This window comes from Geomonas agri, assembly GCF_020179605.1.
In the GTDB taxonomy this organism is placed as follows: domain Bacteria; phylum Desulfobacterota; class Desulfuromonadia; order Geobacterales; family Geobacteraceae; genus Geomonas; species Geomonas agri.
The window spans coordinates 2,501,819-2,515,112 of record NZ_JAINZO010000001.1; the positions used below are offsets into that span (position 1 = coordinate 2,501,819).

Below are 13,294 nucleotides of genomic sequence, written 5' to 3' on the forward strand. Positions count from 1 at the left end.
GCGTGCTAGTATTTCGCGTTTCATTCACAAACTGATCAGAAAGGAAGCAGCTCATGTCAGGCCATAATAAATGGAGTACCATCAAGCACAAGAAGGGCGCCGCGGATGCCAAGCGCGGCAAGATATTCACCAAGCTGATCAAGGAAATCACCGTTGCCGCAAAGCTCGGCGGTGGCGACCCGGATGGGAACCCGCGCCTGAGAACTGCTATCGATAAGGCAAAAGGCGAGAACATGCCCAAAGACAACGTCGAGCGCGCCATCAAGAAGGGCGTCGGCGGGATGGAAGGCGTGAACTACGAGGAGACCACCTACGAAGGGTACGGTCCGGGCGGCACCGCGGTGCTGGTGGAGGTCATGACCGACAACCGCAACCGCACCGTTTCCGACGTCAGGAGCACCTTCTCCAAGTGCAACGGCAACATGGGCGAGACCGGCTGCGTCTCCTGGCTCTTCGACAAGAAGGGACTCCTCGTATACCCGAAGAGCACCGACTTCGACAAGCTCTTCGAAGCCGCCATCGAGGCCGGTGCCGACGACGTGGCCGATGAAGACGAGCAGTACGAGGTCCTCACCGACCCGACCGCGTTCCACCAGGTGAAGACGGCGCTTGAGGCGGCAGGCTTCAAGCCGGAGTCCGCTGAGATCACCATGATCCCGCAGACCATGGTCAAGCTGGAAGGCAAGAACGCCGAGAACATGCTGAAACTGATGGACCGTCTCGAGGACAACGATGACGTCCAGAACGTCTACGCCAACTTCGACATCTCCGCCGAGGACATGGAAAAGATGATGTAGCAAAAGCAGGTTATTTTGTGGTACTAAGAGCGCGGGCATCCCCCCGCGCTTTTTTTATTCAGGATAAGGTTTAGACATGATTATTCTCGGCATCGACCCCGGCTCGCGCAAGACCGGTTACGGCCTCATCTCCAAGCAGGGCAACCGCCTGGTCCACATTGACAACGGCGCCATCTTCACCCAGAGCGCAAAAGACTTCCCGCAGCGACTGGAGAAGATCTTCACTGGCCTCTCCGCGATCATCGCCGAATACCAGCCGGAAGTGGTGGCTGTCGAGGACGTGTTCCTGGCCAAAAACGCCATGAGCGCGCTGAAACTGGGACAGGCGCGCGGGGCCGCCATCGTCGCCGCGGTCAACGTGGGGCTGCCGGTGCACGAGTACACAGCGATGCAGGTGAAGCAGGCGGTGGTGGGGACCGGCCGCGCCGAGAAAACCCAGGTGCAGCAGATGATCAAGGCTCTCTTGAACCTCCCCGAGGTGGCCCAGGAGGACGCCTCCGACGCCCTTGCCGTCGCCATCTGCCACGCCCACTCCGCCGGCATCAGCACCCTCTTGAAGAGCATCCGGTAGCGTAGGGCAGGCAGGCGCCGGCCCCATCGAGTTGGATCGTCTATCTCCGCCACTCCCCTCTCCCAGAGGGAGAGGGGAGTGTAAAGGTCCGGAAGAGCATGGATCGGCACCATACCAATTTCCCATCGAGGTTCAAATGATCGCCCTTCTCACCGGCAAGATCGCGCACAAGGCCCCCGACTACGTCATCCTGGACGTGAACGGCGTGGGCTACCAGGTCTTCATCCCCTTCTCTACCTACTACGCCCTTCCCGCCGAGGGGAGCATGACCACCCTGCAGATCCACACCTCCGTGAAGGAGGATGCCATCAACCTGTATGGCTTCCGCACCCAGCAGGAGAAGGAGCTGTTCCAGTTGCTGATCGGAGTTTCCGGCGTCGGGCCCAAGCTCGCCAACAGCATCCTCTCCAACAGCGAGCCGGCCGAACTCTCCGAATCACTGGTGAGCGGTAACATCGCCCGGTTGTCGGCTATCCCCGGCATCGGCAAGAAAACCGCCGAGCGGCTGGTGCTGGAGCTCAAGGAAAAGATCAAGAAGCTCGGAATGGCGGCGGCAGCACCCGGCGCCGCGGCCGCGCCCCCCAAGGCAGAAATCCGCGACGACGTCCTCTCCGCTTTGATCAACCTGGGCTACAAGGAGAACGTAGTACAAAAAGCATTGGCTGATTTGAAATTTCCCGAAGATGCTACCGTGGAGTCACTACTTAAGCTGGCGCTGAAGAAATTGATGAAATAACAACGCGCCGGAGCACGAAAATGCTCCGGCGCTAACAGTTTTTCGCTCTTATCACCAACGCTATTCACAGTACAATTTATTCCCTCCTCTAGAATTTCACCTTCTCTCCTCCCAGGTCTTCCCGCAAGCTTCATTGAAGCTGATACATAACGGGATATAATTTCGCAGACCACATACACTATTTGGCAAGGCGTGATCCTGAAGAGGAGAGACTATGCGCGCAGCATTCATGGCAGCGGTGGGTTTCTTGATGGTTTTCACAGTCCCTCTGACAGTACTGTGCGCCCCCCCCAAAGAGAGAAGAGGTTCGGTGACCTTTGCCATAAACATCAACTCCCCCCAGCAGGTTCAGGACGTCAAGATGTGGTTCCCCTACCCCACCTCAGACCTCAACCAGAAGATCGAGAACCTCCATTTCGACGGCAACTATTCCACCTTCACGCTTTCGCGTGAACCACAAAGCGGTGCACTGTACCTGTTCACCGAGTGGCGCGGTCCTCAAAAGGACCGTCACCTGACCGTCACCTTCGACGCCACCGCCCAGGAGCGCAAGGTAACCAGACTGGTCGAGCAGACAACACCCATCCCGCCCGAAGTCGCCAAGTACGTGAAAGCGGAATTCTGGATTCCGTCGAACGAGAAGAAAGTGAAGGCATTGGCGCACCGCATCACCGCCGGCAAGAAAGGCATCCTCAAGAAATCGCGCGCCATCTACGACTGGGTGGTCGACAACACCAAGCGGGATCCCAAGGTGCCGGGTTGCGGCGTTGGTAACGTCCAGGCCACCCTGGCCGCCCGTAGCGGCAAGTGCGCCGACATCAGCACCCTTTACGTGGCGCTGGCCCGCGCCGCCGGTGTCCCCGCCCGGGAAGTCTTCGGGTTGAGGCTTGGGCGCCCGGGACAGACCGACATATCAAACGGCCACCACTGCTGGGCCGAGTTCTACCTCCCCGGGACCGGGTGGGTGCCGGTGGACCCTGCCGACGTCACCAAGGCGGTCCTCGAAAAGCAGCTCACTCCGGCAGCCGCCAAACCGTACCGGGAGTACTACTTCGGTGCGGTCGACGAATTCCGTATCGTGCTGCAAAAAGGAGGGCGCGGCATCGTCTTCAACGAGGGGAACAAGGAGAAGGTGAACTACTTCATGTACCCCTACGCGGAGGTCGACGGCAAGAGCCTCGACTACTGCCGCCCTGACAGCTTCGCCTACACCGTGTCCTTCCGGGAACGCTGACATCCGGGGCCGCCCCCACGCCCTGGACAACAGTGCCGGACTCCCCGCCCTCCAGCAGAGGGTCAGCAGGAGCCCACATGCGCCTGAGCCTCAACATCTCCATCAACCTGATACTTCTGGTCGTCATACTGGCGCTGGGCAGCACCATCAGCTTTTTCTTCGTTTCTCAGCAGAGGGCGACCCTCCGCAATGACCTGGAGCACCGGGTGGAGATGGTTGGGCGCCAGGTGACCGGCGAGGTCTACGCCCCGCTGCAAAAGGGCGATCTGGGGCACGTCGGACACATCCTCGAGGCAGCCACCGCTGACCCGGAAGTCGCTTTCGTGATGGTGAAGTCCCTGGACGGGGAGGTGCTGGCGGCACGTTGGATGAACGAGGTAACCGGAGGCGTGAAGGAATACGACTTCCCCGTACGCGCCCGGTCCAAGGAAAGCGTCGCCCGAAGCGAGAGGACCTTCGGCACCATAACCTCCGTTGCCGGCGGGGGCCCGATCGCCGTGGTCGCTGTAGGCGTCGATCTGAACCCTCTCACCAAAACTGAGCGGGCACTGGTTATCCGGACCGCGATGGCGGTGGTACTGGGATCGGTCATCGCACTGACCCTTGGCCTCGCCATCGTGCGCAGGCTGCTCAACCGCTCCATCACTCCTTTGCTCGACGGCATCCGCACCATTACGTCAGGGGATTTCTCCAGCAGGGTCCAACCCGACCCACACCGGGAGATCGCGGAAATCGGCGCTGCTTTCAACGAAATGGCAGAACGTTTTTCGACCACGCTCATCTCAAAGCACGAACTCGAGGAGACCGTCACCAAACGCACCGCACAACTGCAGCGGGCCCTGGAGGAGCAGATCCGGGTGCGCGAGGCACTGGCCGAACGAGAAGAACACATCCGTCTACTCTTCAATTCCACGGCGGAAGCCATCTTCGCCATCAACCGCGATGGAACCTGCACCTTCTGCAACCCCGCCTGTGTCAGGGTACTGGGGTACGACGCCCCCGACGAAATCGTCGGCAATCACATGCACAGCTTCCTTGGGCACACCGCTTCGGATGGAACCGTCATTGAAGAACAGGATTGTCCTATCTGCCTGACACTCTCAGCCGGCCACGGCAGCCACAACGTCAACGAAATTTTCCGGCAGAAGGACGGTGCGGCCATCCCCGTCGAGTACTGGTCCCACCCCATTCTGCGGGACGGCAAGCTGGTCGGCTGCGTAGTCACCTTCCTCGATATCACCCAGCGCAACATGCTCGAGAGACAGCTGCTCCAGGCGCAGAAGCTTGAGGGAATCGGGGTGCTGGCGGGAGGAATCGCTCACGACTTCAACAACCTGCTCACCGCCATCATCGGCGGGGCCGAAATAGCACTCATGGACATCCCTCCTGACAGTAAGGGGGCCAAGGCGATCCACGGTGTCCTCGACGCAGCCACCCGTGCCGCCGATCTCACCCGGCAGATCCTCGCCTTCAGCCGGAAACAGGTCCTCACCATGAAGGAGCTGAACCTGAACGACGAGGTACTGTCACAATCCAAGATGCTGCGCCGCCTGATCAGCGAAGACCTCAAGTTCCAGGTGAACCTTACTCCCGAAGAGCTCTGCATAAGGGCCGACCCGGCACAGTTACAGCAGGTCCTTTTGAATCTCGCGGTCAATGCGCGCGATGCCATGTCACCCGGAGGGGGCATCACCATCGAGACCACCGCGGTGGTCCTGCAGCGCTCGGACCGTTGGCTGGAGGAGGGCATGGCGCCGGGCAGGTATGCCGTGATCTCGGTCAGCGACACCGGTGCGGGAATGGACGAGGAAACGAGGTCCCGCATCTTCGAGCCTTTCTTCACCACCAAGGCGCCCGGCGAGGGGACCGGGCTCGGCCTCTCCACCGTTCACGGCGTGGTCAAGCAACACCAGGGAAGCATCTCGGTGTACAGCGAGCTGGGCAAGGGAACCACCTTCCGCATCTACCTTCCCTGCGTCCAGAGGAGTGAGGCTGTGCAGGCCGTTCCTGAACCGGTGCCCGTTCCGCGCGGAGCAGGGAACATCCTGGTGGTCGAGGATGAAAAAGCGGTGCGCGACTTCCTGGAGAGTGCGCTCGAGGATAACGGCTTCACCGTGACCAGCGTGGGGAGCGCCGCGGAGGCGATCGAGGCGTGTGACGCAACACGTTACGACCTGATGGTGTCCGACGTGGTCATGCCGGGGATGAGCGGCCCGGACCTGTACCAGGTGCTCAAAGAGCGACAGCCGCAGCTCAAAGTGATGTTCATCTCGGGGTACCCCGCCAAATCGATTTCGTTGCAGGACATGCTCAAGTGGGATGCCCCCTTCCTCGCCAAGCCCTTCTCCGCCAAGGTATTCCTCGCCAAGACCCACGAGCTCATGAACTCCGCTGCGCCAGCCGGGCATGCCCCTTGACCTTTACCCTCAACTGTTATAATTTGGCTCCCTGCATTCAGGCGGCATAAGCCGCCGGCAAGGAGAGGTATGACCCGCTTTATCAGCGCCGAGAGATCCGAAGACGACCTCCTTGAAGCATCGCTGCGCCCCCGGGCGCTGGCGGACTACGTGGGACAGGAAAAGGCCAAGGGGAACCTCGGGCTCTTCATCGATGCCGCGCGCGGCAGGGGCGAGGCGCTGGACCACGTGCTGCTGTACGGCCCCCCCGGCCTCGGCAAGACCACCCTGGCCAACATCATCGCCTGCGAGATGGGCGTGAACATCAAGTCCACCTCGGGCCCGGTGATCGAGCGCCCTGGAGACCTGGCCGCCATCCTCACCAACCTCGAGCCGCACGACGTCCTCTTCATCGACGAGATCCACCGTCTCTCCCACGTGGTCGAGGAGATCCTCTACCCCGCCATGGAGGACTTCCAGCTCGATATCATCATCGGCCAGGGGCCGAGCGCGCGCACCATCAAGCTCGACCTCCCCAAGTTCACCCTGGTCGGCGCCACCACCCGCGCCGGGCTGCTCTCCTCGCCCCTGAGGGACCGCTTCGGCGTCATTTCCCGGCTGGAGTTCTACACCCACGACGAGCTTGCCTTCATCATCACCCGCTCCGCGCGCATCTTCGGGATGGAGATCGCGCCGGACGGCGCGCTGGAACTTGCGCGCAGAAGCCGCGGCACGCCGAGGATCGCCAACCGCCTGCTACGCCGCGTGCGCGACTTCGCCCAGGTGCGCGCCGACGGCGTGATCACCCGCGAGGTTGCGGACCAGGCGCTGGCGCTTTTAGAGATCGACGACATGGGCTTCGACACCATGGACCGCGCCATCCTGCTGACCATCATCGACAAGTTCGGGGGGGGACCGGTGGGGCTGGACACCATCGCGGCCGCCATCAGCGAGGAGAGCGACACCATCGAGGATGTCTACGAGCCCTTCCTGATCCAGAACGGTTTCCTGAACCGCACCCCCAGGGGACGCGTGGCCACCGCCGCGGCCTACAGCCATTTCGGCAGGATCGCTCCCGAGCCGCCGCAGGGAAGGTTGTTCTAGGCTATGCAGCTGATCTTCGATTTCCCGGTCGTGCCACGCTTTTGCTTCGAGAACTTCGTGGTCTGCGGCGGCAACAAGACCGCCTACCAGTTCGCCCAGAGGCTTGCCAGCGGCTCCGACGCGGAAAATCTCCTCTACATCTACGGCCCTGAAGGTTCCGGCAAGACCCACCTCTTGACCGCCCTTTCCAGCGCTATCGACGGCAGGTACTTCTCCTTCCGCGACGCCGATGCCCTGTACGGCACCAGCTACGGCAGCGAAGGCCCCTCGCGCCTTGCCGAGTACTTCGCCGGTGCCAAGGCACTCATCCTTGACGACCTGAACCTGCTACCGGACCGCCAGGAGTTGCGGGTTGAGCTTTGGGAACTATTCAACGCCTTCTACAGCGCCGGCAAGAAGATCGCCATCTCCGGTCTCACACCACCGAAAGAACTGCCCCACCTGGACGGGCACCTGACCAGCCGGCTGTTGTGGGGGCTGGTGGCGCGCATGGACGTCTCCGACGACGAGTCCCGGCGCATGATCCTGAAGAAGCTTGCCGAAGACCGGCAGATGACACTGCCCGACGACGTGATCGACGAGATGCTGTTGAAGGTTCGGCGCGACATCCCATCCCTGGTCTACGCGCTGGAGACCATCAACCGCACCGCCATCGCCACCAAGAGGAAGGTGAGCTTGAGACTGGCAAAAGAGATCTTCAAAAGTAGTTGAGGCAATCGACCAAGTAGGCCGCTGATCGGCTGCCGTCGGCGCCACGCCAACCACATCCCCCTCTCCCTGTGGGAGAGGGCTAGGGTGAGGGAGTTGCCAAAGGCAACATAACGGCTGCCGGCAGAGCCCTCACCCGCCCTTCGGGCACCCTCTCCCGGAGGGAGAGGGGATCCACGCCGCTATGAAAAAGGCTTCTGCAGGGACACCCGCAGAAGCCTTTTTATATTAGGAAACGAACGACTCCACCGTCAGCCGCCCTTCTTCGTCTCCAACTCCTCCCACCGTCCGTACGCCGCGGCGAGTTCCGCCTCGAGCCTGCCGTAATCGGCGGTGATGGCGGCTATGCCACCCGCCACCGTGTCGTAGCTGGCAGGATCCCCCAAGAGTTCCTGCACCCGGGCGAATTCCTGCTCCAGCACCTCGATGCTCCCCTCCAGCTTTTCCAACTCGATGCGCTCGGCGTAGGTGAGCCCCTTCTTGGGCTTCTCCACCTTGGCCGCCTGGGCCTCCTTCTTCTCGACCCGCTGTGCGGCCGCCTCAACACGGGCCGCCTCCTTGCGCTCCCGGTAGTTGGTGTAGTTCCCCTCGTAGAAGACCACCTTGCCATCACCTTCGAAGGCCAACACGCCGGTCGCCACCTTGTCCAGGAAGAAGCGGTCATGGGTTACCATGAGGACGCAGCCGGGAAAGGCGGAGATCGAGGCGTCCAAAAGCTGCAGGGTCGGGATGTCTAGATCGTTGGTCGGCTCGTCCAACACCAGCAGGTTGGAATCCTGCAGCATGAGTCTCGCCAGGATAAGCCGGCTCTTCTCGCCGCCGGAGAGACTTCCCACCGGGCGTCTGCGGTCCTCGCCGGAGAACAGGAAATCCTCGAGGTAACCGATCTTGTGCCGCTTCTCCCCGTTGGCGGTGGTCACATAGTCCCCTTCGCCGAAGAAGTCGTAGATAGTCTGGGTGGGATCGAGCACCTCGCGCAGCTGGTCGAAGTAGGAGATCTTGGTCTTCTTGCCGACCACGACCTTCCCCTGGTCGGGCTCCTCCTCCCCCATGATCATCCGGATCAGGGTGGTCTTGCCGCAGCCGTTGGGGCCGATCACGCCGATGCGGTCCCCGCGCTTCATACCGAAGCTGAGACGGTTCACCAGCGTCCGCTCGCCGTACCCCTTGACGACGCCGTCCAGTTCCAGGATGGTCCCGCCCAGCCCCTCCTCGGTGTTGAAGCCGATCTTCAGGTCGCGGCGCGCCGGGCCGGAGAGGCTCTCTTCCAGGGCGTTGTAGCGGTCGATTCGCGCCTTCTGCTTTGTGGAGCGCGCCGGGGGGCCGCGCCGGATCCAGTCAGTCTCGATGCGCAACAGGTTCAAAAGGCGCGAGCGGCGGCTCGCCTCGTTCATGAGCCGTTCTTCCCTCAAGGTAAGATAGGTGGAGTATCCCCCCTGGTAGGAGATGAGGGCGCCGCGCTCGAGTTCCAGCATCCGGGTCACCACCTGGTCCAGGAAGTAGCGGTCGTGGGTGATCAGCATGACCGCACCGGGATACGCCTTCAGGTGCTCCTGGAGCCATTGCGTGGTGTCGGCGTCCAGGTGGTTGGTCGGCTCGTCCAGGAGCAGCAACTCCGGCGCCTGCAGCAAGAGCTTGGCCAGTGCCACGCGGCGTTTGGTGCCGCCGGAAAGGGTGCCAATGATCTGGTTGGGGTCGGGAAGCTGCAGGTGGGTCATCATCTCCAGGACGCGGTGGTCGGTGTTCCAGCCGCCGTGGTGCTCGATCCAGACCGAGAGTTCCCCCTGGCGGGCGAGCAGCCGGTCCATGTCGGGAGGGTTGGCCGCCATCTTTTCGGAGAGCTCGTTGAAGCTCGCCATGGCGGCGCGAATGGCGGTGAGGCCGCTCTCGATCTCGGCTGCAACAGTGGCGCTGTCATCGAGCACCGGCTCCTGGCTCAGGTAGCCCACGGAGGCCCCGCGTTTCATGGCAATGGAGCCACCGTCGCGGTCCTCGGCCCCGGCAAGGATGGTGAGCAGCGTCGACTTACCGGCGCCGTTGGCACCGATCAACCCCACCCGCTCGTCCTCCCCCACCGCGAAGGTAACGCCGTCCATCAAAACACGCGGGCCAAAGCTCTTGGAAAGCCCGGTGATATCTACAACGTTCATAAAATCTCCAACAAATTCCTTAGTAGGCGGTGATCTAGGTTGGCGTCGATGCCGACGATCGCCACAGGCGTCTACAATCCCCTCTCCTTTCGGGAGAGGGGACCAGCGGAAGATTCATCTGTAATGTGGTTAGAATTTGAAAAAGTCGGCGAGCTTGCCGAAGATGGCAGCCGGACGGTACTTCTTGGGAATGGCGTAGGTGCCGTTTTTCTTGACCGGCACGGTCATCTGTCCCACCGGGGTATCCAGGTCGAGGCCGGCCACCAGTTGGTACGGGATCTTGTCCGGGTCCGGCTTGCGCTTCAGGATTTCCAGCAGGTCGGCATAGGTGATGCGGATCGGGATGCGGACGTCGGTCTCCTCGTTAGCGGGGAAATTGACCTCTTCCCGCGCGCCCCCCTTGGCCAGCGGCAGAGCCATGATCTTGATGTCATAGCTGTACCCCTGCAGCTTGACGTCGAAGCTGTTAGTGTTCTGCACCCGCAAGTAGAGTTCCATTCCCGCGCCGGTCGGATCGACCGAGACCACGTTCAGGTCCTGAACGGTAACCACCGGGGCGTTGACCAGTTTGCTGCACCCGGAAAAAAGGACGACGACCAACAAAAGGGCAAACAGTTTTCTCACAACAGACTCCTGAAAAAGCGGTAGCCCGGAAACAAAGCGGGCGGGTCCCCGAAAGAACCCGCCCACTATAGCACAACCAAACATCAAACAGCAAAAGGACTATCGGTTGACTGCCACCTGCTGCATCAGCATGCCCCTTTGCATCTCCCGCAGTATCTCCGTCCTGAAGCGCTTGCGGATCTTGTCGTAGGCCCTGGCCGCCGGCCCGGTGCCACAGTAGAGCCTCTTGGCGCGGCCCATGTTCCCCTTGGCCATGTCCAGCTTCTCGTGCAGTTCCTTCACGGCCGCTTCCGCGCACTTCTCGTCGTCCCACATGTCCTGCGGCGTGTAGCCGTGGCTTTCCGCCCGCTCCGGCATCAGCTGCCAGACCCCCAGGGCACCCTTGGGGGATACCGCTCTCGATGAGAGTTTGTGTCCGCCTGTTTCCGCCAGAGCTATCTCAGCCAGGTCCAGCGGCGTGAATTTGGTTCCTTCCGTCTTTTCATAGCAGATTTCAGCGAGCCACTTGGCCCGGGCCGGTGTAGTCCGGCGGGCAAACGTGGCGTAGATGGCCGGAACCAGCTTCTTCCTCCCGTCCAGTTCTGCCGCTCTGGGCAGATCCATCTGCACAGCGGGGGCCGAGGCGGGCGATTTCTCACCCTGCTTCTCGCTCCCCTCTGCCCAGGTCAGCAGCGCCCGGTCCGACTCCGACACCGAGGGAGTCACCGGTACCTGCGCCTGCTGCAGGTGGGACTGGTCGCACGATGCCGTCATCATGAGCAACGCGACCAGCAATGCAAGTTTTCGTTTCATAAATTGTTGAATGGCTTTTGCCGGCTTTAGGTAGAGATACTAAATGTCGGTAGTGAAGCCCGCGCCAATCATCTCCTTTCATTAGAATCACATTGGCTCGTTGCCAATCTGAGGTTATTAGTGTAATCAAATCCGACTAACATTGCAAGCCACACATTAGATTTATGCAATCATACCGAATAAAAAGGGAGCCCCGCCCAGCGGAGCTCCCCCACTAAAGCCTCGAATTTTCTATATTAAAGCTGCACCCCCATAACATCAGCCACGGTATGGATGTCCTTGTCGCCCCTGCCCGACAGACAGACGACGATGCTCTCATTGGCGGAAAGTGTCGGAGCCAGACGCAGTGCGTGGGCGACTGCGTGGGAAGACTCCAGTGCGGGGATGATCCCCTCTTCGCGGGTCAGCACCTGGAATGCGTCCAGGGCCTCGTCATCGGTGACGGAGACGTAGCTGGCCCGTCCAATCTCCTTCAGGTACGAGTGCTCCGGTCCCACGCCCGGGTAGTCCAGTCCAGCCGAAATGGAATGGGCATGGGCGATCTGACCGAATTCGTCCTGCAGGAGGTACGTTTTGTTGCCGTGCAGCACCCCGACGCTGCCGGCGGAAAGCGGTGCGGCGTGCTTGCCGCTGTCGATGCCGTAGCCGGCGGCTTCGACGCCGATCATCTGCACCGACTCGTCGTTGACGAAGGGGTGGAACAGCCCGATGGCGTTGCTGCCTCCCCCTACCGCCGCGATCAGGTAATCCGGAAGCCTCCCCTCGGCCTCAAGGTGCTGTGCCCTCGCCTCCTGGCCGATGATGGCCTGGAAGTCGCGCACCATCACCGGGTAGGGATGGGGGCCGGCGACGGTGCCGATGATGTAGAAGGTATCCTCTACGTTGGTTACCCACTGGCGCATCGCCTCGTTCATGGCGTCCTTCAGGGTCGCGGTGCCTGAGCTTACCGGGTTGACCTTGGCGCCCAGAAGCTTCATCCGGAACACGTTCAAGGATTGGCGGCGGATATCCTCCTCGCCCATGAACACCTCGCACTCCATGCCGAAGAGCGCCGCGACGGTCGCGGTCGCCACGCCGTGCTGGCCGGCACCGGTTTCGGCGATCACCTTGTTCTTGCCCATGCGCTTGGCCAAAAGGGCCTGGCCGATGGTGTTGTTCACCTTGTGCGCGCCGGTGTGGTTCAGGTCCTCGCGCTTCAGATAGATCTTGGCGCCCCCCATTTTGCGGCTCAGTTTTTCGGCAAAATAGAGCGGGTTGGGGCGGCCGACGTACTGGCGCAGGTAGTAGGCGAACTCCTCCTGGAACCCCTTTTCGTTGCGAAAATGGTTGTACGCTTGCTCGAGTTCGAGCAGCGCCGGCATGAGCGTTTCCGACACGTATCTGCCGCCGAAACGTCCGAAGTGACCACTGTTGTCAGGCGTGTCCAAAGCTGCCTCCGGTAGGTGTGTGAGGGGGACAGCATAGACTATTTGTCGATAAATTGCAAGCTTACAGAGCCTACCCCCCAGACAACCCCCCGCCGTTACAGGCTTTTAGCCGTTTATCTTTGCCTTATTTTTTGCTTTGAGCTACAAATATTCCCTGTCCTGGAAGCTCATTTTTGAGCTAAAAATTCGGCTCACCCTGTCCCTTTTTTTCCTGTGACAGAGTCCATTTTTGCTCCCAGAAAAGCATCCTTTTCGAGGTCACCGATGTCCTTGCAACAACCGTTTCATATAGTGCTGGTGGAGCCCGAGATTCCACCCAACACCGGCAACATTGCCAGGCTCTGCGGAGCGACCGGAACCATCCTGCACCTGGTCGGCAAACTCGGCTTCTCCACCGACGACCGCTACCTGAAGCGCGCCGGGCTCGACTACTGGAGCGAAGTCGACATCCGCTACTGGGACGATCTCGACGCCTTGAAGCACGCCTTCCCCGACGGGCGCTTCGTCTATACCAGTAAGAAGGCCCCGCAAAGCTACCTCCAGTTCGGGTTCCTGCCCGGCGACTTCATCGTTTTCGGCAAGGAGACCAAGGGGCTCCCCGAGGACCTCATCGAGGCGAACCTGCAGACCGCGGTGCGTATCCCGATCATCGGCAAGGTGCGCAGCCTGAACCTGTCCACCTCGGCGGGCATCGTGCTCTACGAGGCGCTGCGTCAGACCGGCGCCCTGGAGGGGGCGTAGGCATCCTATCAGTT

General features: G+C 61.2%; 12 protein-coding genes. 8 read left to right on the forward strand and 4 right to left on the reverse strand.

The features are described 5' to 3' along the window. Window positions 1-53 precede the first annotated feature (53 nt). The 7 genes from K7R21_RS10925 (at window position 54) to K7R21_RS10955 (ending at window position 7,549) form a co-directional block, all read left to right on the forward strand. Window positions 54-797, forward strand: a complete 744-nt coding sequence (locus tag K7R21_RS10925; RefSeq protein WP_183349474.1) for a YebC/PmpR family DNA-binding transcriptional regulator — start codon at window positions 54-56, stop codon at window positions 795-797. A 76-nt stretch (window positions 798-873) separates the two neighbouring features. After that, window positions 874-1,368 (forward strand): crossover junction endodeoxyribonuclease RuvC, encoded by a 495-nt coding sequence (ruvC, locus tag K7R21_RS10930; RefSeq protein ID WP_199388954.1) that lies wholly within the window; start codon window positions 874-876, stop codon window positions 1,366-1,368. A gap of 136 nt (window positions 1,369-1,504) precedes the next feature. Next, the gene (ruvA, locus tag K7R21_RS10935) at window positions 1,505-2,104 is read left to right on the forward strand and encodes a Holliday junction branch migration protein RuvA (RefSeq protein WP_224983281.1); all 600 of its coding nucleotides are present in this window, start codon (window positions 1,505-1,507) and stop codon (window positions 2,102-2,104) included. Window positions 2,105-2,414: 310 nt separating this feature from the next. Then, entirely contained in the window at window positions 2,415-3,338 is a 924-nt protein-coding gene (locus K7R21_RS10940; protein WP_224983283.1) for a transglutaminase-like domain-containing protein, read from the forward strand. 77 nt (window positions 3,339-3,415) lie between these two features. Next, complete coding sequence (locus K7R21_RS10945; RefSeq protein WP_224983285.1) at window positions 3,416-5,755, forward strand: ATP-binding protein; 2,340 nt, start codon at window positions 3,416-3,418, stop codon at window positions 5,753-5,755. A 69-nt stretch (window positions 5,756-5,824) separates the two neighbouring features. After that, window positions 5,825-6,838 carry a Holliday junction branch migration DNA helicase RuvB gene (gene ruvB / locus K7R21_RS10950; RefSeq protein ID WP_183349486.1) on the forward strand — a complete coding sequence of 338 codons (1,014 nt, stop codon included), beginning with the start codon at window positions 5,825-5,827 and terminating at the stop codon, window positions 6,836-6,838. 3 nt (window positions 6,839-6,841) lie between these two features. After that, window positions 6,842-7,549, forward strand: coding sequence for a DnaA/Hda family protein (locus K7R21_RS10955; RefSeq protein WP_224983286.1), 708 nt, complete (start codon window positions 6,842-6,844; stop codon window positions 7,547-7,549). Window positions 7,550-7,797: 248 nt separating this feature from the next. Here the strand turns inward: K7R21_RS10955 and K7R21_RS10960 are convergent, their stop codons facing one another. The 4 genes from K7R21_RS10960 to trpB form a co-directional block, all read right to left on the reverse strand. Beyond that, window positions 7,798-9,696 (reverse strand): ABC-F family ATP-binding cassette domain-containing protein, encoded by a 1,899-nt coding sequence (locus K7R21_RS10960; protein WP_224983287.1) that lies wholly within the window; start codon window positions 9,694-9,696, stop codon window positions 7,798-7,800. Between the two features lie 129 nt (window positions 9,697-9,825). Next, window positions 9,826-10,320, reverse strand: a complete 495-nt coding sequence (locus K7R21_RS10965) for an LEA type 2 family protein (protein WP_224983288.1) — start codon at window positions 10,318-10,320, stop codon at window positions 9,826-9,828. A gap of 99 nt (window positions 10,321-10,419) precedes the next feature. Continuing rightward, on the reverse strand, window positions 10,420-11,112 hold the full coding sequence (locus tag K7R21_RS10970) for a transglycosylase SLT domain-containing protein (RefSeq protein WP_224983289.1): 693 nt from the start codon (window positions 11,110-11,112) through the stop codon (window positions 10,420-10,422). 236 nt (window positions 11,113-11,348) lie between these two features. Then, entirely contained in the window at window positions 11,349-12,539 is a 1,191-nt protein-coding gene (gene trpB / locus K7R21_RS10975; protein ID WP_224983290.1) for a tryptophan synthase subunit beta, read from the reverse strand. A gap of 264 nt (window positions 12,540-12,803) precedes the next feature. On the opposite strand from trpB, the gene K7R21_RS10980 reads away from it, so the two are divergent. Then, window positions 12,804-13,280, forward strand: a complete 477-nt coding sequence (locus K7R21_RS10980) for a tRNA (cytidine(34)-2'-O)-methyltransferase (RefSeq protein ID WP_224983292.1) — start codon at window positions 12,804-12,806, stop codon at window positions 13,278-13,280. The last annotated feature ends 14 nt before the right edge of the window (window positions 13,281-13,294 follow it).